This is a genomic window from Microbacterium sp. NPDC055455, from assembly GCF_053619935.1.
Map to the genome: position 1 here is coordinate 365,033 of NZ_JBSHLB010000002.1, position 18,771 is coordinate 383,803.

General features: G+C 70.7%; 15 protein-coding genes. 8 read left to right on the top strand and 7 right to left on the bottom strand.

Annotation, left to right across the window (positions count from 1 at the left end; translation table 11 throughout):
- Positions 1-21: 21 nt before the first annotated feature.
- The 5 genes from ACWGUG_RS08165 (at position 22) to ACWGUG_RS08185 (ending at position 6,169) form a co-directional block, all read left to right on the top strand.
- Positions 22-612: a DUF3000 domain-containing protein gene (locus ACWGUG_RS08165; RefSeq protein ID WP_452324381.1), complete on the top strand. Its 591-nt coding sequence runs from the start codon at positions 22-24 to the stop codon at positions 610-612.
- Positions 605-1,804: a ribonuclease D gene (locus ACWGUG_RS08170; protein ID WP_336398024.1), complete on the top strand. Its 1,200-nt coding sequence runs from the start codon at positions 605-607 to the stop codon at positions 1,802-1,804. The genes ACWGUG_RS08165 and ACWGUG_RS08170 overlap by 8 nt, the downstream gene beginning before the upstream one ends.
- 72 nt (positions 1,805-1,876) lie before the next feature.
- A complete protein-coding gene (locus ACWGUG_RS08175) occupies positions 1,877-3,082 on the top strand; it encodes a thiolase family protein (protein WP_378880889.1) in 1,206 nt (401 codons plus the stop codon).
- 7 nt (positions 3,083-3,089) lie between these two features.
- Entirely contained in the window at positions 3,090-5,234 is a 2,145-nt protein-coding gene (locus tag ACWGUG_RS08180; protein WP_452324382.1) for a 3-hydroxyacyl-CoA dehydrogenase NAD-binding domain-containing protein, read from the top strand.
- Positions 5,235-5,866: 632 nt separating this feature from the next.
- Positions 5,867-6,169, top strand: coding sequence for a hypothetical protein (locus ACWGUG_RS08185; protein ID WP_452324383.1), 303 nt, complete (start codon positions 5,867-5,869; stop codon positions 6,167-6,169).
- On the opposite strand, the gene dxs is transcribed toward ACWGUG_RS08185, so the two are convergent.
- From dxs to dut, 5 genes are all read right to left on the bottom strand, one after another.
- Entirely contained in the window at positions 6,166-8,124 is a 1,959-nt protein-coding gene (gene dxs, locus ACWGUG_RS08190) for a 1-deoxy-D-xylulose-5-phosphate synthase (RefSeq protein ID WP_336398028.1), read from the bottom strand. The genes ACWGUG_RS08185 and dxs overlap by 4 nt on opposite strands.
- Before the next feature lie 97 nt (positions 8,125-8,221).
- Positions 8,222-11,056: an aconitate hydratase AcnA gene (gene acnA / locus ACWGUG_RS08195; RefSeq protein WP_452324384.1), complete on the bottom strand. Its 2,835-nt coding sequence runs from the start codon at positions 11,054-11,056 to the stop codon at positions 8,222-8,224.
- A 133-nt stretch (positions 11,057-11,189) separates the two neighbouring features.
- Positions 11,190-11,984, bottom strand: coding sequence for a DUF3159 domain-containing protein (locus ACWGUG_RS08200; RefSeq protein WP_452324385.1), 795 nt, complete (start codon positions 11,982-11,984; stop codon positions 11,190-11,192).
- Positions 11,981-12,580 (bottom strand): DUF3710 domain-containing protein, encoded by a 600-nt coding sequence (locus ACWGUG_RS08205; protein WP_452324386.1) that lies wholly within the window; start codon positions 12,578-12,580, stop codon positions 11,981-11,983. The genes ACWGUG_RS08200 and ACWGUG_RS08205 overlap by 4 nt, the downstream gene beginning before the upstream one ends.
- A complete protein-coding gene (gene dut, locus ACWGUG_RS08210; RefSeq protein ID WP_336398031.1) occupies positions 12,577-13,029 on the bottom strand; it encodes a dUTP diphosphatase in 453 nt (150 codons plus the stop codon). The genes ACWGUG_RS08205 and dut overlap by 4 nt, the downstream gene beginning before the upstream one ends.
- Before the next feature lie 12 nt (positions 13,030-13,041).
- Between dut and ACWGUG_RS08215 the strand changes: the two genes are divergently transcribed.
- Positions 13,042-13,545: a DUF3093 domain-containing protein gene (locus tag ACWGUG_RS08215; protein WP_336398066.1), complete on the top strand. Its 504-nt coding sequence runs from the start codon at positions 13,042-13,044 to the stop codon at positions 13,543-13,545.
- On the opposite strand, the gene ACWGUG_RS08220 is transcribed toward ACWGUG_RS08215, so the two are convergent.
- Positions 13,520-13,813: a DUF4193 domain-containing protein gene (locus tag ACWGUG_RS08220; protein ID WP_336398032.1), complete on the bottom strand. Its 294-nt coding sequence runs from the start codon at positions 13,811-13,813 to the stop codon at positions 13,520-13,522. The two genes, ACWGUG_RS08215 and ACWGUG_RS08220, sit on opposite strands and share 26 nt — an antisense overlap.
- A gap of 212 nt (positions 13,814-14,025) precedes the next feature.
- On the opposite strand from ACWGUG_RS08220, the gene sepH reads away from it, so the two are divergent.
- The gene (gene sepH / locus ACWGUG_RS08225; protein WP_378880902.1) at positions 14,026-15,066 is read left to right on the top strand and encodes a septation protein SepH; all 1,041 of its coding nucleotides are present in this window, start codon (positions 14,026-14,028) and stop codon (positions 15,064-15,066) included.
- Between the two features lie 36 nt (positions 15,067-15,102).
- Here the strand turns inward: sepH and ACWGUG_RS08230 are convergent, their stop codons facing one another.
- A complete protein-coding gene (locus tag ACWGUG_RS08230; protein WP_452324387.1) occupies positions 15,103-16,215 on the bottom strand; it encodes an alkaline phosphatase family protein in 1,113 nt (370 codons plus the stop codon).
- A gap of 68 nt (positions 16,216-16,283) precedes the next feature.
- Here ACWGUG_RS08230 and ACWGUG_RS08235 point away from each other — a divergent pair, with 68 nt between their 5' ends.
- Positions 16,284-18,743: a DNA gyrase/topoisomerase IV subunit A gene (locus ACWGUG_RS08235; RefSeq protein WP_336398035.1), complete on the top strand. Its 2,460-nt coding sequence runs from the start codon at positions 16,284-16,286 to the stop codon at positions 18,741-18,743.
- The last annotated feature ends 28 nt before the right edge of the window (positions 18,744-18,771 follow it).

The following is an 18,771-nucleotide window of genomic DNA, read 5'->3' on the forward strand; positions in this document are numbered from 1 at the left end:
GCATCACTCTAGTCTGTCCGCGTGGCTGACCAGCGTCCCCCCGCGGCACCGAGCTCGTTCGAGCAGGCGGCCGAGGCGGTGCGCTCGATCTCGTTCCGCGACGACCTGACGGTGCGTGAGATCCCGGCACCGCAGGGGCTGGCGCCCCAGGCGCTCGCGATCGCGGGCGATGTGCGCTCCTCCCCCGACGACGTCGACTCCCCGTACGGCACGGGTCGGCTCGTGCTGCTGCACGATCCGGAGGAGCCGGCGCCGTGGAACGGCCCCTGGCGCATCGTGTGCTTCGCCCAGGCGCCGCTCGAGCCGGAGATCGGAGTCGATCCGCTCCTGGCCGATGTCGCGTGGACGTGGCTCACCGACGCGCTGGCGTCGCGTCGCGCCGAGTTCCATTCGGCCTCCGGGACGGCCACGAAGACGCTCTCCAAAGGTTTCGGCTCCCTTGCCGCGGAAGGAGACGGTGCGCAGATCGAGCTGCGGGCGTCCTGGTCACCGGAAGGCGCGATCGCTCCGCACGTGGAAGCATGGGCGGAGTTGGTATGCATGCTCGCCGGGCTCCCGCCCGGCTCGGAAGGGATCGCGATGCTGGGTTCGCGCAGGACGCCGCGTGGTTGATTATGAGGTGATCGACGAGGTGGGCCACCTCGCCGACGCCGCGCGCCGGCTGGCCGCCGGCCAGGGGCCTGTGGCCGTCGACGTCGAGCGCGCCTCCGGATTCCGCTACTCGCAACGCGCATACCTCGTGCAGGTGTTCCGTCGCGGCGTCGGCGTGTTCCTGTTCGACCCTCCGCCCATCGGGGACTTCCAGGCGCTGCAGGACGCGATCGGTCACGAGGAGTGGGTCCTCCACGCCGCCAGCCAGGACCTGCCGTCACTGCGCGAACTGGGCCTCGTGCCCGACTCGATCTTCGACACCGAGCTCGCCGCGCGACTTCTGGGTCATGACCGGGTTGGCCTCGGTGCGGTCGTGGAGGACACCCTCGGGATCACCCTCGCCAAGGCGCACTCCGCCTCGGACTGGTCCACCCGTCCGCTGCCGCAGTCGTGGCTGGAGTACGCGGCACTGGACGTCGAGCACCTCGTGGACGTGCGCGACAAGCTGCTCGAGGAGCTTCACGAGCAGGGCAAGGCCGACTTCGCGGCCGAGGAGTTCCGCGCCGTGCTCGAACGCGAGCCGAAGCCGCCGCGCGAAGAGCCGTGGCGTCGCCTGAGCGGCCTGCACACGGTACGTGGACGCAAGGCGCTGGCCGTCGCCCGTGAGCTGTGGACCGCGCGCGAGGAGTACGCGCGGGCGGAGGACGTCGCGCCCGGGCGACTCGTGCCCGACCGCGCGCTGGTGGCCGCGGTGCTCGCCGACCCCAAGTCGAAGAGCGCACTGGCCGCTGTGAAGGAGTTCACCGGGCGGGCCAGCCGCTCTCAGCTCGATCGCTGGTGGGCCGCCATCGAGGCGGGCCGTGCCACGAGCCACCTCCCGCTGGAGCGCGCGACGGGCGGGGACTCGCTCCCGCCGCCCCGCGCGTGGGCGGACCGCAACCCCGAGGCGGACGCGCGCCTGAAGGCGGCGCGCCCCGTCGTCGAGCGGCGGGCGGAGGAGCTGCGCATGCCGACCGAGAACCTGCTGACTCCCGAGCTGCTTCGGCGCATCGCGTGGACGCCGCCGGAGCCGGTGACCGAGGCATCCATCGGCGACGCGCTCGCCTCGCTCGGCGCGCGGTCGTGGCAGATTGCGCAGACTGCACAGCTGATCGCCGATGCCTTTGTGGGATCCGTGCAAGCCGTGTCGGAGCCCTCCGAAACGGCTTCGTAGGTTTCCGCCACCCGATTCAGACCGCTCCGACCGCCCTCCTAGGCTGGCGTCATCCCAACTTTTGGAGGCAGAGTGGCCGAGATTTCGGACGTCTACTTCGTCGATGGCATGCGCACCCCGTTCGGGCGCGCCGGCGAAAAGGGCATGTACTGGAACACCCGCGCGGACGACCTCGCCGTCAAGGCGACGATCGGACTCATGGAGCGCAATCCGGGCGTTCCGAGGGACCGCGTCGACGACGTCGCCATCGCCGCGACGTCGCAGACGGGCGATCAGGGCCTCACCCTCGGCCGCAGCGTCGCGATCCTCGCCGGGCTCCCCCAGACCGTCCCGGGCTTCGCGATCGACCGCATGTGCGCGGGCGCGATGACCAGCGTCACGACGATGGCCGCCTCGATCGGCGTGGGCATGTACGACGTCGCCCTGGCCGGCGGGGTGGAGCACATGGGCCACCACCCGATCGGCGGCAACGCCGACCCCAACCCCCGCTTCGTCGCCGAGAAGATGGTCGACCCCGGCGCGCTCAACATGGGCGTCACCGCCGAGCGCATCTTCGACCGGTTCCCCCACCTGACCAAGGAGCGCTCCGACCGCTTCGGCATGCTCAGCCAGCACAAGGTGCAGGCGGCGTACGACGCCGGCAAGATCCAGCCGGATCTCGTGCCGGTCGCGATCAAGGACGCCGACGGCTCGTGGGGTCTCGCGACCGAGGACGAGGGCCGGCGGCCGGGTACCACGATGGCGGACCTCGCGAGCCTCAAGACCCCGTTCCGCCCGCACGGCCGGGTGACCGCGGGCACCTCGTCGCCGCTCACCGACGGCGCGACGATGTCGCTCCTCGCCGGTGGCGGCGCGGTCAAGGAGCTCGGGCTCACGCCGAAGATGAAGCTCGTCTCGTTCGCGTTCGCCGGCGTCCAGCCCGAGATCATGGGCATCGGGCCGATCCCGTCGACGGAGAAGGCCTTGAAGAAGGCGGGCCTGACGATCGGCGACATCGGACTGTTCGAGCTCAACGAGGCGTTCGCCATCCAGGTGATCTCCCTGCTCGACCACTTCGGCATCGCCGACGACGACCCGCGCGTCAACCAGTGGGGCGGCGCCATCGCCTTCGGCCACCCGCTGGCGGCGTCCGGCGTCCGCCTGATGATCCAGCTCGCGGCGCAGTTCGCCGAACGACCCGACGTGCGCTACGGCCTCACCGCGATGTGCGTCGGTCTGGGCCAAGGCGGCTCGGTCATCTGGGAGAACCCGTTCTACGACGGAAAGAAGCGGAAGTAAGCGCGGAATGACGAACTACGACGACATCGACTTCTCCCCCATCCTCGCCGTCACGGAGGGCGAGGTGATCACGCACTCGCGGGTGCGCGACATCCGCCTCCCCTCCGGCAAGGTGCTCGCCCTCATCACGCTCGACAACGGTCGCGACCACGCCCGCCCCAACACGCTGGGACCGGCGACGATGTTCCAGCTGGGCGAGACGCTCGAGGCGCTCGAGGGGCGTGCCGCGGCCGGTGAGATCCAGGCGGTCGGCATCACCGGCAAGCAGTACATCCTGGCGGCGGGCGCCGACCTCTCCGACATCAGCAAGGTCGGCTCGAAGGACAACGCACGCCTGGTGGCCCAGCTGGGTCACAAGGTCTTCGGCATGCTGTCCGAGCTGGGGGTGCCGACGTTCGCGTTCGTGAACGGGCTGGCGCTGGGCGGCGGCCTCGAGATCGCGCTGAACAGCACGTACCGGACGGTGGATGCCTCGGCCGCCGCGATCGCCCTGCCCGAGGTCTTCCTCGGCATCATCCCCGGCTGGGGCGGCGCCTACCTGCTGCCGAACCTCATCGGCATCGAGAACGCCCTCGAGGTCGTGATCTCCAACCCGCTGAAGCAGAACCGCATGCTCAAGCCGCAGCAGGCGTTCGACTACGGGATCGTGGACGCGATCTTCCCGGCGGCGAACTACCTCGAGGATTCGCTGAGCTGGGCGGACCGCGTGCTCAGCGGCAAGACCAAGGTCGAGCGCAAGCACGAGCCCGGGAAGATCGAGCGCCTCACCAAGTGGCCCATCGCGATCAAGATGGCACGCGGCATGCTCGAGTCCAGGATCGGGACGGTCCCGAAGTCGCCGTACGTGGCGCTGGACCTCCTCGACAAGGCGAAGGGCGGCACCAAGGCCGAGGGCTTCGCCCGCGAGGACGAGGCGCTGGCCGAGCTCGTCACCGGCGACCAGTTCGCGGCATCCATGTACGCGTTCGATCTCGTGCAGAAGCGCGCCAAGCGGCCGGTCGGGGCTCCTGACAAGGCCCTGGCGAAGAAGGTCGCCAAGGTCGGCATCATCGGCGCCGGCCTCATGGCCAGCCAGTTCGCGCTGCTGTTCGTCCGCAAGCTGCAGGTGCCGGTGCTCATCACCGACCTCGATCAGGCGCGCGTCGACAAGGGTGTGGCCTACATCCACGACGAGATCGGCAAGCTCGAGGCGAAGGGGCGACTCGACGGCGACGCGGCCAACAGGCTGCGCGCCCTCGTGACCGGCACGACCGACAAGACGCTCTATGCCGACTGCGACTTCGTGATCGAGGCCGTATTCGAGGAGGTGGCGGTCAAGCAGCAGGTGTTCGGCGAGATCGAGAAGATCATCGCGGAGGACGCCATCCTCGCCACCAACACGTCGTCGCTGTCCGTGGCGGAGATCGGCGCGAAGCTGACGCATCCCGAGCGCCTGGTGGGCTTCCACTTCTTCAACCCGGTGGCGGTCATGCCGCTGATCGAGATCGTGAAGACGCCGCAGACGTCGGATGCCGCACTCTCGACGGCCTTCGTCGTGGCGAAGAGCCTCGGGAAGAACGGCGTGCTGACGGCGGATGCGCCGGGCTTCGTGGTGAACAGGCTGCTCGCCAAGGTCATGGGCGAGGCGGCGCGCGCGGTGTACGAGGGCACTCCCATCGCCGACGTCGAGAAGGCGTTCGCGCCGCTCGGACTGCCGATGGGACCGTTCCAGCTGATCGACCTGGTCGGATGGAAGGTCGCCGCACACGTGCAGGACACGATGGTGCGTGCCTTCCCCGACCGCTTCTACGCGAACGAGAACTTCCACGCCCTCGCGGAGCTGCCGCAGGTGGTCGAGAAGGACAAGGGCGGCCGCGTGACCGGCTGGACGAAGGCGGCGGAGAAGGTGCTCAAGCCCGCCGTCGGCTCCTCGCCCGCCTCGGCGGAGACCATTCTCGAGCGCGTGCAGGACGGACTCGCCCAGGAGATCAGGATCATGCTCGACGAGGGCGTGGTCCCGGAGGTGCAGGACATCGACCTGTGCCTCATCCTCGGAGCCGGCTGGCCGTTCATCGACGGTGGCGCATCGCCCTACCTCGACCGCGAGGGGGCTTCGCAGCGGGCATTCGGCGACACCTTCCACCACCCGGTGATCACGGGCATCGGCAGCTGAGCCGACCGACGACAGGCGGGCCGCGCAGGGCGCATCCTCCTCGGAGGGTGCGCCCTGTGCGTGCCGCGGGGGCGACAGCGGCCGGCGCGGCGAACGACCGCACCCCCGCCGTGGAACGCCGGCGGTCATGCCGGTGAACATCTCGCGAGCACGGGCGTCTTCGGCGGTGTCCCGGGATCGACGCAGGGCATCCTTTACTCAGGGACGATCGGGAGGAGTCCGGGTGCTGGATGCGATCTCGGGGCTGTTCAGCGGCAACGCGCTCAGCGTGCTCGTCAAGACGAGCGGGGCGGCGCTGACCCTCCTCGTGGTGATCCCGGCGCTCATGAAGCTCTTCCTCGTCACGGTGGACGAGGGCTCGGCCGCGATCCGCACGCGCAACGGCAAGCCGATCATCCGACGGGTGCGCGGGTCGGACGACGGCCGCGGCGAAGTCGTGGTGCTGCGACCGGGCACCCACGGGGCGTTCCCGATCCTGTACTGGTACCGCATGGTCGACGTCCGGGCCCGATCGACGGATCTCCCGGCGCGCTGCCTCACGGCGGCGAGCGGGCATCAGCACCTCGTCCATGCGTCGTTCGACTGGCGGCCCATCGTCTCGGGCCACGACCTGCGGGTGCTCGAGCTGGAACGTGCTGAACGTGAAGGAGCGGGCGGGCAACATCGTCGGCGCCGCGCTGCGCGACCTCGTGCACGAGCTGGACGGCGCGGTCCTCCCGCCGAACGACGCGCTGTCGCCGCGCATCGTGGCTGCGTGCACCGAGCTCGTGCGCAGGGAATGCGGCGTGGAGCTGCTGCGCGTGATCGTGACCGGCGATGCGCTCACCGACGGATACCTGCTGTCGCAGGCGGTCGCGCCCCTTGCGCCCGGTCCCGCACGGTCCGAGTGGGGCGCGGCGGCCGCCGTGCTGGCGGACCGGCTGAGCTCCGTCTAGCGGCGCTCGTCGCGCGTGCGGGCCAGGTCCGGCAGCGTGGGGATCTCGCTGGTCTGGGCTCCGCGGGCGACGGGGATGCGCGTGCCGAGCACCTGGGCGACGACGTCCTGCGCGATCTTCGCGGGCGTGAGACCGGCGTCCTCGAGGATCTGCTCGCGGCTCGCGTGGTCGATGAACTCGTCGGGCACGCCGAGCTCGTCGACGGCCGTGTCGATTCCCGCTTCGCGCAGCACCTGCCGCACGCGCGTGCCGATGCCGCCGACACGGATGCCGTCCTCGATGGTGATGACGAGGCGGTGGGATGCCGCCAGCTCCACGATCGACGGCTGCACCGGGACGACCCACCGCGGGTCGACGACGGTGGCGCCGATCCCCTGGGCGCGTAGCCGCTCGGCCACGTCGACGGCGATGTGCGCCATCGGGCCGATGCCCACGAGGAGGACGTCGTGGGCGTCGGAGCGCACCAGCACGTCGACACCGTCCTCGAGGCGCTCGATCGCCGGCAGCTCCGGGCTGACGGCGCCCTTCGGGAAGCGGACCACGGTCGGCGCGTCGTCGACGGCGACGGCCTCGCGGAGCTCCTCGCGCAGCCGCGGCTCGTCGCGGGGCACGGCGATGCGGATGTGCGGCACGATCTGCAGCATCGCGAGGTCCCAGATGCCGTGGTGGCTGGGACCGTCGGGTCCGGTGACCCCCGCGCGGTCGAGGACGAACGTGACGCCCGCGCGGTGGAGCGCGACGTCCATCAGCACCTGGTCGAACGCGCGATTCATGAATGTCGCGTAGATCGCGACGACGGGGTGCAGCCCGCCGAAGGCGAGGCCGGCCGCCGAGGCGACGGCGTGCTGCTCGGCGATGCCGACGTCGTAGACGCGGTCGGGGAAGCGCTGCGCGAACGAGAGGAGTCCCGTGGGCCGCAGCATGGCGGCGGTCATGGCGATGATGTCCTCGCGCTCGTCGCCGACCGCGACGAGCTCGTCGGCGAAGACGTCGGTCCATGCGAGGCCGCCGGAGGAGCCCAGGGCCGCTCCCGTGAGGGGGTCGATCTTGCCCACCGCGTGGAACTGGTCGGCCTCGTCCGACAGTGCGGGCGCGTAGCCGCGGCCCTTCTCGGTGATGGCGTGGACGATGACGGGCGCGCCGTACTCCTTGGCCAGCTCGAGCGTCTCGATGAGGGTCGGCAGGTCATGGCCGTCCACCGGACCCAGGTACTTGATGTCGAGGTTCGAGTAGAGGGCGGCGTTGTTGGTGAAGCGGGACAGGAATCCGTGGGTCCCGCCCCGCACGCCGCGATAGACCGCGCGCGCGGCCGGGCCGAGCTTGCGGAACAGGTTGTCGGAGCCGCGGTGCAGCGTGCGGTACGACTCGGCGGTGCGCACGCGGTTCAGATACCGCGCCATGCCGCCGATCGTGGGGGCGTACGACCGCCCGTTGTCGTTGACGACGATCACCAGGTTCCGGTCGTTGTCGTCGGAGATGTTGTTGAGCGCCTCCCACGTCATGCCGCCGGTGAGCGATCCGTCGCCGACGACGGCGATGACGTGGCGGTCCTTGCGCCCGGTGCGCGTGAGGGCCCGGGATACGCCGTCGGCCCAGCTCAGCGAGCTGGAGGCGTGCGAGGACTCGACGACGTCGTGGAGGCTCTCCGAGCGCTGGGGGTAGCCGGCCAGGCCCCCACGTGCGCGGAGCCGCGAGAAGTCCTGGCGGCCGGTCAGCAGCTTGTGCACGTACGACTGGTGACCGGTGTCGAAGATCATCGGGTCGTTCGGCGAGTCGAACACCCTGTGCAGAGCGATGGTGAGCTCCACGACGCCGAGATTCGGGCCGAGGTGACCCCCGGTGCGGGCGACGTTCTCGACGAGGAAGCCGCGGATCTCGTCCGCGAGCTGCTCCAGCTGGTCGGTGGTCAGCGCGTCGAGGTCACGGGGTCCGGCGATGGACGACAGCAGCGACATCCCCGCTCCTTTCCAGCCCGGAAGGGCCCTGTCAGTCTACCCGCGGCATGAACGAGGGACCGGATGCCTCGGCATCCGGTCCCCCGTGAATCGGCTGTCAGACCAGCGAGCGGAGCACGTACTGCAGGATGCCCCCGTTGCGGTAGTAGTCGGCCTCGCCGGGCGTGTCGATGCGGACGACCGCGTCGAACACGACGGTCTGCTTGCCCTCGGGCGAGAACTCGCTGGGCTCGGCGGTGACGCGCACCGTCTTCGGCGTGACGCCCTCGTTGAGCTGCTCGAGGCCCTCGATCGAGACGATCTCGGTGCCGTCCAGACCGAGCGAGCGCCAGCTCTCGCCGGCCGGGAACTGCAGCGGGACCACGCCCATGCCGATGAGGTTCGAGCGGTGGATGCGCTCGAAGCTCTCGGTGATCACGGCCTTCACGCCGAGCAGGCTCGTGCCCTTGGCCGCCCAGTCGCGCGACGAGCCGGAGCCGTACTCCTTGCCGCCGAAGACGACCAGGGGCGTTCCCTGCGCCTGGTAGTTCATGCTCGCGTCGTAGATGAACGACTGCGGGCCGCCCTCCTGGGTGAAGTCGCGCGTGAAGCCGCCTTCGACGATCTGACCGTCGTTGACCGCGGCGACGAGCTCGTTCTTCAGGCGGATGTTCGCGAACGTGCCGCGGATCATGACCTCGTGGTTGCCGCGACGCGAGCCGTAGGAGTTGAAGTCCTTCTGCGCGACGCCGTGCTCGGTGAGGTACTGCGCGGCCGGCGTGCCGGCCTTGATGTTGCCCGCCGGCGAGATGTGGTCGGTGGTCACCGAGTCGCCCAGCGTCGCCATGACCCGTGCGCCGGTGATGTCGCTGACCGGGGTCAGCTCCATCGTCATGCCCTCGAAGTACGGGGGCTTGCGCACGTAGGTCGACTCGTCGTTCCACTCGAAGATCGGACCGGTCGGCGTGGGCAGGTTCTTCCACCGCTCGTCGCCCTCGAACACCGTCGCGTACTGGGTGATGAACTGCTCGCGCGAGATCGACGTGTCGATGATCTGCTGGACCTCGTCGGGCGAGGGCCAGATGTCCCTCAGGAAGACGTCGTTGCCCTCGGTGTCCTTGCCCAGCGGGTCGGTCTCGAAGTCGAAGTTCATCGAGCCCGCCAGCGCGTACGCGACCACGAGGGGCGGCGAGGCGAGGTAGTTCATCTTCACGTCGGGGCTGATGCGGCCCTCGAAGTTGCGGTTGCCCGAGAGCACCGCGGTCACCGCGAGGTCATGGTCGTTGATCGCGGCGGAGACCTCCTCGATGAGGGGACCCGAGTTGCCGATGCAGATGGTGCAGCCGTAGCCGACGGTGAAGAAGTCCAGGCCCTCGAGCGCCTTGTCCAGGCCGGACTTCTCGTAGTAGTCGGTGACGACCTTGGAACCCGGGCCGAGCGTGGTCTTCACCCAGGGCTTGCGCTTGAGGCCCTTGTCGACCGCCTTCTTGGCCAGCAGACCGGCCGCGATCATGACCGACGGGTTCGAGGTGTTGGTGCACGACGTGATGGCGGCCAGCGTGACGGCGCCGTTGTCGAGGATGTACGCCTCGCCGTCGGGCGTGGTGACCTTGACCGGCTTGGACGCCGTCGCCGGGGCGCCGCTGTTGATGTGCACCGGACGCGTGGTGGGCTCCTCCTCGCCGGGGACCTGGCCCGGGTCGGAAGCGGGGAAGGAGTGCTTGGACTCGAGGTCGACGATGTCGTCGGAGGTGGAGGCCGTGGCGTAGCTGACGATGTCCTTCTCGAACTGCGCCTTCGCCTCGGACAGCAGGATGCGGTCCTGCGGGCGCTTGGGGCCTGCGATCGAGGGGACGACGGTCCCGAGGTCCAGCTCCATGTACTCGCTGAAGACCGGCTCCCGCGTCGGGTCGTGCCAGAGCGACTGCTCCTTGGCATACGCCTCGACCAGCGCGACGGCGTCCTCGTCGCGCCCGGTGAGGCGGAGGTACTCGAGCGTGACGTCGTCGATGGGGAACATCGCGGCGGTCGAGCCGAACTCCGGGCTCATGTTGCCGATGGTGGCGCGGTTCGCCAGCGGCACCGAGGCGACCCCCTCGCCGTAGAACTCGACGAACTTGCCGACCACGCCGTGCTTGCGCAGCATGTCGGTGATGGTCAGCACGACGTCGGTCGCGGTGACGCCGGCGGGGATCTCGCCGGTCAGCTTGAAGCCGACGACGCGCGGGATCAGCATCGAGACCGGCTGGCCGAGCATGGCGGCCTCGGCCTCGATGCCGCCGACGCCCCAGCCCAGCACGCCCAGGCCGTTGACCATGGTGGTGTGCGAGTCGGTTCCGACGCAGGTGTCGGGGTAGGCGCGCAGGACCCCGTCGACCTGGCGGTCGTAGATCACCTTCGCGAGGTGCTCGATGTTCACCTGGTGCACGATGCCGGTGCCGGGCGGGACCACCTTGAAGTCGTCGAACGCCGTCTGCCCCCAGCGGAGGAACTGGTACCGCTCGCCGTTGCGCTCGTACTCGATCTCGACGTTGCGCTCGAGGGCGTTCTCGGTGCCGAACAGGTCGGCGATCACGGAGTGGTCGATGACCATCTCGGCGGGCGACAGCGGGTTGATGCGGTTCGGGTCGCCGCCGAGGGCGGTCACGGCCTCGCGCATCGTGGCGAGGTCGACGATGCAGGGCACGCCGGTGAAGTCCTGCATCACGACGCGGGCCGGCGTGAACTGGATCTCGGTGTCGGGCTCGGCGTCGGGGTTCCACGAGCCGAGGGCCTTGATCTGCTCCTTCGTCACGTTCGCGCCGTCCTCGGTGCGCAGCAGGTTCTCCAGCAGCACCTTGAGGCTGAACGGGAGCTTCTCGTAGCCGTCGACGGTGTCGATGCGGAAGATCTCGTAGTCGGTGCTGCCGACCGTCAGGGTGCTCTTCGCACCGAAGCTGTCAACCGTGGACACGTCTGTCTCCTTCGTCGGCGGCGGGATCGGGCCGGAGTCCGGCATCCCCATCTTCCCCCGCACCGGAGCCCTCGGCTAGTGAGGTCTCCCTTATCGTGCGGCGGGAAAGTATCTTGATGTCAAGATAAATGTATCACTTCGGCGAGGACGGGTAGAGCGCACGCACGGCGAGCCACGTCACGGCGACGAGAGGCGCGAACAGCGGCAGGCCCATGATGAGCTTGAGCGTGCCGAGGGCGGCCACGTCACCGGCGAGGTACAGCGGCACCTGGACGATGAGGCGCAGTGCGAACAGCGCGGCCCAGGCGATCGAGAGCCAGAAGAACACGCGCCGCTTGCGCCGGTCGGCGCGCCACGCGGTGCCCTCCCCCATCAGGAATCCGACGGCGAGGCCGATGAGCGGCCATCCGACGAACGCCGAGACGAGGAACGCGGTGCCGTACAGCGTGTTGGTGAGGAAGCCCGGGATGAAGCTGTCCTCTCCCCGTCCGGTCCACAGGGACAGTCCCGCTGCGGCGGCTGCGGCGATCAGACCGCCGATCGCCGCGCTCGCGGACTGGCGCTGGATCAGGCGCACGACGGTGAAGACCGCGGCGAGGCCGACCGACAGCCCGAGGCTCAGCGGAAGGTTCCCCGAGCGCACGTCCGGATCGGAGTCGTACGTCGCGGTCCAGGCGACGAGGAACACCACGCCGGGGAGCACGGACTCGAGGATGCCGCGCCAGCCGCCCATGGCGGCCCACACGACGTGGCCCGTGCTCTTCCCCTCGGCGGGGTCGAGTCCGGCGCGGCGCGCGGCGCCGCCCAGGGCGGCGCCGAGCACGTCGGATGCCGAGGGCGCGGCATCCGTCTGCTCGCCGCCGTCGCCCGCCGTGCCGCCGGGAGCGGGACGGCCGGCGTCGTCGTCGAACCGCGGGGCGTCGCTCACGCCGTGCCCGGCGTCGCCGGCATCCGCAGCGGGATGAGGTCGCGCGGGGGCATCGGCGATCCGCCGCGCACCACCACGATGGAGCGGAAGAGGTCCTCGACGGCAGCGGCCGCCTCGACGTCGGCGGTGGCCGCCCCGCCGATCACGCCGCGCAGGAACCAGCGCGGTCCGTCGACGCCCACGAAGCGCGCGAGGCGCTTGCCGGCGGTGCCGTCCGGGCCTGCCACGACCGGCACCTCGGCCAGCAGCTCGGGCCCGAGCGGGCCCTCGCGCGCCTCGACGCGGCCGCCCTGCTGGCGGATCTGCTGGCGGATCTGCTCGCGCGTCTCCTCCCAGAGGCCCGCCGAGCGCGGGGCGGCGAAGGGCTGCACCTGGAGTGTCGAGCCGGCGTAGTCCAGCCCGACGGCGACGATGCGCTTGGTCTGCTCCTCGACCTCGAGGCGCAGGTTCAGGCCCTCGCGCGGGAGGATCTTGATCCCGCCGAGGTCGATGTACGGCCGCACGGGATTCGCCTCGGACTCGTCGAAGGGCCCCGTCTCGGCGCGGTCCTCGGGCGCGACCTTGCGCGGCCCGTCGGCGGATGAGGGATCGGTCATGCCAGGACTCCGTCCTTCTGATAGCCGGTGGAGCCGAAGCCGCCCTCGCCGCGCACGCTGTCGGGCAGGGTCTCCACGCGGATGAACACGGCGCGGGGCACCGGCATCACGATCAGCTGCGCGATGCGGTCGCCGACGGCGATGTCGTGGGCCTGCTCGCGGTCGGTGTTGAGCAGGATGACCTTGATCTCGCCGCGGTAGCCGGCGTCGATGGTGCCGGGGGCGTTGACGACCGTGATGCCGTGCTTCGCGGCCAGACCGCTGCGGGGCACCACGAACGCGACGTAGCCCTCCGGGAGCGCGATGCGCACGCCGGTCCCGACGAGGGCGCGCCCACCGGGCTCCAGGCGCACCGCCTCGGCCGCCACGAGGTCGGCGCCCGCGTCGCCCGGGTGGGCGTACGCCGGGACGTCGGGGGCGATAATGGGGACGTCCACCGTTTCAGTCACCCCATGAGGCTAATGCAGAACTCAACGCGTCATGCCGGAGCCGCGGGCCCTCGGACCGACGGCTATCGCGAGCGGCTGGGTCCCTCGCTGTGGATCCTGGTGGCGGCGGCGCTGGCCGCTCCGATGGTGGCGCTCGTGCTCACTCCCGTCGACACCACGGTCGCGCTCGTCATCGGGGTGGCGGTGGGGGTGCTCCTCGTCGGCGTGCTGATCGCGGCAGCGCCGGTCCTGGAGATCCGGGACGGCGAGCTGCGGGCGGGGCGCGCTCACATCGGAGTGGAGTTCCTCGGAGACCCGGCGATGCACACGGGCGACGATGCGCGTCACGCGCGCGGGGCGGGTCTGGATCCGCGGTCGTGGCATCTCATCCGCGGGGGCATCGACGGGGTCGTGGTGATCCCCGTGACCGATCCCGACGACCCGACGACCGCGTGGGTGATCTCCTCGCGGACGCCGGATCGGCTGGCCGCCGCGGTGCGGCGGGCTCAGATCAGGCGGCGCACTCCGAGCAGATAGGCCCGTGCGCGGTGTCGTGATCGAGCTGCGAGCGGTGCTTGACGAGGAAGCAGTTCGAACAGGTGAACTCGTCTTCCTGGGGCGGGAGAACGACGACGTCGAGCTCGAGGTCCGACAGGTCGGCACCGGGCAGCTCGAAGCCCGACGGGTTGTCGGCGTCCTCCACGTCGACCGAACCCGAGAGCTTGTCGGGAACGCGCTCCTTGAGCGCTTCGATCGACTCGCTGTCGTCCTCGGTCTTGCGGGGGGCGTCGTAATCGGTGGCCATGCGTGAAGGTCTCTACTTCCGGGGTATCGCGGGTTGCGCTGGCCCTTGCGGGCGGCGATAGTTTGCACGACCGGTCCTCATTTCGCAAATGCGATCCGGCCGCTCTCGGGGGTGCTGCCGCGTGAAACTCGCGGCGCGCGCCGGATATTCCCGGCGCGCGCAGTCCGCTGTGTCAGCATGGGCGGACAGGCAGGATCGGAGGGGCGTTTCGCATGGAACAGCTCAAGGTGATCGGAACCGAGGACGACAAGCTCGTTCTGGCGACCGAGTCCGGCGAGAGATTCTCGCTCGACGTCGACGACGTGCTGCGTGTGGAGCTGCGCAAGGCGCGCAAGGAGCGCGACACCGACGCGCAGACTCCTCGGCCGAGCCCGCGCGAGATACAGTCGCACATCCGCTCGGGGCTTTCCGCGCGCGAGGTGGCCGAACTGCTGGGCGCCCGCGTCGAGGACGTCGTCCGCTTCGAGGGTCCCGTGCTCGCCGAGCGCGAGCACGTCGTCGGCCAGGCGCTGGCCGTCCCGGTGCTGCTGGGCGGCGACCTCGAGGGCGACGGCCAGACCACCTTCGGGTCGGCGGTGCGCGGCAAGCTCGCGGAGGCCGGAGCCGTCGGAGAGCGGTGGACCAGCTGGAAGGAACCGACCGGCTGGATCGTCAAGCTCGAGTTCACCTCGAACGACATCGGCCACGACGCCCGCTGGGGATTCGATCCGCGCCGCTCCACGCTGTCGCCGCTGAACTCCGACGCGATCCAGCTCTCGCGTCAGGGATCGCTGCCGGAAGGCCTGATCCCCCGTCTGCGGGCGCTCGAGACCGCCCCCGCCAAGGACGACTCCCGGTTCGACAGCGGCGCGTTCGGCCCGCGCCGGCTTCCCGACGCCGACCTCGAGTCGCCGGACCTGCCGGCGCCGGCAGCGGCGGCCGTGCAGCAGGCGGCGATCAAGCGCGCGAGCGAGCCTCCCGTGACGACCTCGGCCGAGACAGCCGACCTGCTCGAGGCGCTGCGTCGCAGGCGGGGCCAGCGCGAACCGCTGCCAGGGGCCGAGGAGGTCGCTGCGTCGCCCCGCAGCACCGCGCCGGTCGCCCTGTTCGACGCGCTCGAGCCGGGCTACGAGGAGACGGCCGGCGACGACGAGCCGCCGGCATCCGACTACCAGCCTCCCTCGCCCGCCGTGGCCGAGGCGGGTCGCCGCAAGGGCCGCACGTCGATGCCCTCGTGGGACGAGATCGTCTTCGGCGCCCGCTCCGACGACTGACCGGGACCACGCGGACGCTGCCGTCAGGTCTGCGGATCAGGCGAACGCGCCGAGCCGGATGAGCGGGACGACCCGTTCTTCGTCGGTCAACGATCCGTGCTGACCGACCATCTTCTGCGGCGCCCTGTCGGCCAGCCGGTCGTCGTAGTAGGCGATGCCCGAGCGGGCGGCGACCACGACGTCGCCGATCCTCTCGCGGACCTCCGGTGCCACGTCACCCATCAGGCCGGACGCCTCCAGCTCGGTGCGCGAGACGACCCAGGAGCGGGATGCCTCGGCCTCGCGCCACCGGTCGAGCACGGCGTCCGCCTGCCCGGGCTCGGCGTACAGGTGGAGCATGCGCGGCTCGCCGCCGATCAGGCGCACCCCCTCCAGCAGCGGACCCTCCTCGAGCAGGACGTGCCGGTGGCGCGGCACGTCGATCATTCCGTGGTCGGAGGTCACCACGACGCCCGTGCCGCGGTCGACCGCGGCGGCGAGCGTGCGCGCGGCGGCATCCACGTGCTCCAGCACCGCGATCCACTCGTCGGACTCCCAGCCGCGCTTGTGTCCGACGGCGTCGAGATCCGGCGCGTACAGGTAGACGAGGGAGCCCGGATGCCCCGCCGCGAGGTCGGCGGCGATCCGCACGCGGTCTTCCAGGTCGTCGGCGGCGTGGAACTCGGCGTCGCCGAGCGTGGCGACGGTGAAACCGGTGCTCTGGTACTCCTCGCGCGAGACGGCGAAGAAGGGGCGGCCGAGCGTCGCCGAAAGCGGCGTCGCGCGCTGGAACGAGAGCGGCAGATCGTCGGTGTCCCAGCCGCGCAGTTGATTCACGACGTCATCGGTGCCGGGCACGCGGGCGCGGTAGCCGACGATGCCGTGCTCCCCCGGCTGCGCGCCGGTGAGCAGGCTCGTGAGGGCGGCGGCGGTCGTCGAGGGGAAGACCGTTCGTGCGACATCCCGCTTCGATCGGGCCTCGGCGAGGAAGCGGGCATGCCCCGCGCGGGCGGAGAGGCTGTGCGCGCCGAGCCCGTCGAGCACCCACACGATCGCGCTCCGGGCGGGCGCGAACCATTCGGAGTCGCCCGTCAGAGCCGCCGACATCTCGGGAACGACACGGGTGAGGCTCCGGGCGCGGGGCGGGTCCGCGGGTAGGCTGAAGGACATCGGGGCCAGTCTCGCACACTGCGATCTCCCCACCTCGCTCCCGCCGTCACCCGAGGCCTCATCGTCACATGCCCGCTTCCCGCACCGATCCCGCAGCCGCCGATCACGGACGCATCGAGGACGTCGACGTCTCGTCCGAGATGCAGACGTCGTTCCTCGAGTACGCGTACTCGGTCATCTATTCGCGCGCGCTGCCGGACGCCCGCGACGGGCTGAAGCCGGTGCAGCGGCGCATCCTCTTCCAGATGGCCGACATGGGCCTGCGTCCCGACCGCGGGCACGTCAAGAGCGCCCGTGTCGTGGGCGAGGTGATGGGAAAGCTGCACCCGCACGGCGATGCGCCCATCTACGACGCCCTCGTGCGTCTGGCCCAGCCGTTCTCGCTGCGCGTGCCGCTCGTGGACGGGCACGGCAACTTCGGCTCGCTCGATGACGGCCCCGCGGCCCCGCGCTACACCGAGGCGCGTCTCGCGCCACCCGCCCTGGCGCTCACCGAGAACCTCGACGAGGACGTCGTCGACTTCATCCCGAACTACGACGGGCAGTTCCAGCAGCCCGAGGTGCTGCCGGCGGCGTTCCCGAACCTGCTCGTCAACGGCACCACCGGCATCGCCGTCGGCATGGCGACCAACATGGCGCCGCACAACCTCATCGAGGTGGTCGGCGCCGCGACCCACCTGCTCGACAACCCCGACGCCACGGTGGACGAGCTCATGGAGTTCGTGCCCGGGCCCGACCTCCCCGGCGGCGGCATCATCGTCGGTCTCGACGGGATCAAGGACGCCTACACGAACGGCCGCGGCAGCTTCCGCACCCGCGCGAAGGTCTCCATCGAGTCGCTCGGGCCGCGCCGCACTGGCCTCGTCGTCACCGAGCTGCCGTATCTCGTGGGTCCCGAGCGCGTGATCGAGAAGATCAAGGACGCGGTCAACGCCAAGAAGCTCCAGGGCATCTCGGACGTCACCGACCTGACCGACCGCCACAAGGGCCTGCGCCTCGTCATCGGCATCAAGACCGGATTCGACCCGCAGGCCGTCCTCGAGCACCTCTACCGGCTGACCCCGCTCGAGGACTCGTTCGGCATCAACAACGTCGCACTCGTCGAGGGCCAGCCGCAGACGCTCGGCCTCCGCGAGCTGCTGCGCGTGTACCTCGATCACCGCATCAGCGTGGTGACCCGGCGCAGCCGCTACCGCCTGGCCCGTCGCAACGAGCGCCTGCACCTGGTCGAGGGTCTGCTCATCGCCATCCTCGACATCGACGAGGTCATCCAGGTCATCCGCACCTCCGACGACGGCGAGCAGGCGCGCGGGCGCCTGATGAACGTCTTCGATCTCTCCGAGCCGCAGGCGGAGTACATCCTCGAGCTCCGGCTTCGGCGGCTGACGAAGTTCTCGCGCATCGAGCTGGAGACGGAGCGTGACAATCTCAAGCGCGAGATCGCCGAGCTCGAGGAGCTCCTCGGCAGCGACGTCCTGCTGCGCGCGCAGGTGGCCAAGGAGCTGGATGCCGCCGCCGAGGCGTTCGGCACCCCCCGCCGCACGCTCCTCCTCAACGGCGGCCCCGTGCAGCCCCGATCGCGTGCGGCCGCGGCCCCCGCCGATCTGCAGATCGCCGACGCGCCGTGCCGTGTGTTCCTGTCGGCGACCGGCCGCATGGTGCGCGCCGAGCTCGTCGCCGACGCCCCCGGCGGCGGCATCGTCCCACCCGCCCGCCGCTCCAAGCACGACGCGGTCCGATCCGCGGTCGATACGACCACCCGCGGTGACCTCGGCGCGGTGACGAGCCTCGGCAGACTGATCCGCTTCTCCCCCGTCGATCTCCCCTCCGTGCCCGGCAACTCGGTGCAGCTCGCGGCGGGGACCCGCGGCGACCAGTACCTCGGCCTCAGCGGCGGCGAGCACGTCGTCGCCATCGTTCCGCTGGCGAGCACCCCGCCGATCGCGCTCGGCACCGCGCAGGGCGTCGTCAAGCGCGTCGCGGCCGGGGAGCTCGGCACCAAGCACGACATCGAGATCATCTCCCTCAAGGACGGCGACCGCGTGGTCGGCGCCGCACCCGCCTCCGACGGGGCCGAGCTCGTGTTCGTCGCCAGCGACGCCCAGCTGCTGCGCTTCGACGCATCCTCGGTGCGCCCGCAGGGCCGGTCGGCCGGGGGCATGGCGGGCATGCGCCTCGCTGACGGCGCCCAGGTCGTCGCCTTCGACGTCGTGGGACCGTCCGAGTTCGACGCCGTGGTGGTCACGGTCGCCGGATCGACCACGGCGATCGCCGGCACCGACGCCGGGAGCGCCAAGGTGTCGCTGTTCAGCGAGTTCCCCGCGAAGGGACGTGCGACCGGCGGAGTGCGGGCTCAGCGGTTCCTCAGGGGCGAAGACGCGATCACGATCGCCTGGGTCGGCACCGATCCGCGCGCGATCGGGCCGGACGGCGCCGTTCGCGCGCTCCCGGCATCGGGGGCCAAGCGCGATGCCTCGGGCACGACGCTGGACGGCGTCATCGGGGCGATCGGCACCGGCGTCCGCTGACCGGGGCGGGTCGGCGGTGGGAGGTCTC

Coding starts and splice junctions, on each gene's coding strand:
- ACWGUG_RS08235 (WP_336398035.1), top strand. CDS start 16,284: ATGCCCGCTTCCCGCACCGATCCCGCAGCCGCCGATCACGGACGCATC.
- ACWGUG_RS08220 (WP_336398032.1), bottom strand. CDS start 13,813: ATGGCCACCGATTACGACGCCCCCCGCAAGACCGAGGACGACAGCGAG.
- ACWGUG_RS08205 (WP_452324386.1), bottom strand. CDS start 12,580: ATGACCGATCCCTCATCCGCCGACGGGCCGCGCAAGGTCGCGCCCGAG.
- ACWGUG_RS08180 (WP_452324382.1), top strand. CDS start 3,090: ATGACGAACTACGACGACATCGACTTCTCCCCCATCCTCGCCGTCACG.
- dxs (WP_336398028.1), bottom strand. CDS start 8,124: ATGTCGCTGCTGTCGTCCATCGCCGGACCCCGTGACCTCGACGCGCTG.
- ACWGUG_RS08215 (WP_336398066.1), top strand. CDS start 13,042: ATGCAGAACTCAACGCGTCATGCCGGAGCCGCGGGCCCTCGGACCGAC.
- sepH (WP_378880902.1), top strand. CDS start 14,026: ATGGAACAGCTCAAGGTGATCGGAACCGAGGACGACAAGCTCGTTCTG.
- ACWGUG_RS08230 (WP_452324387.1), bottom strand. CDS start 16,215: ATGTCCTTCAGCCTACCCGCGGACCCGCCCCGCGCCCGGAGCCTCACC.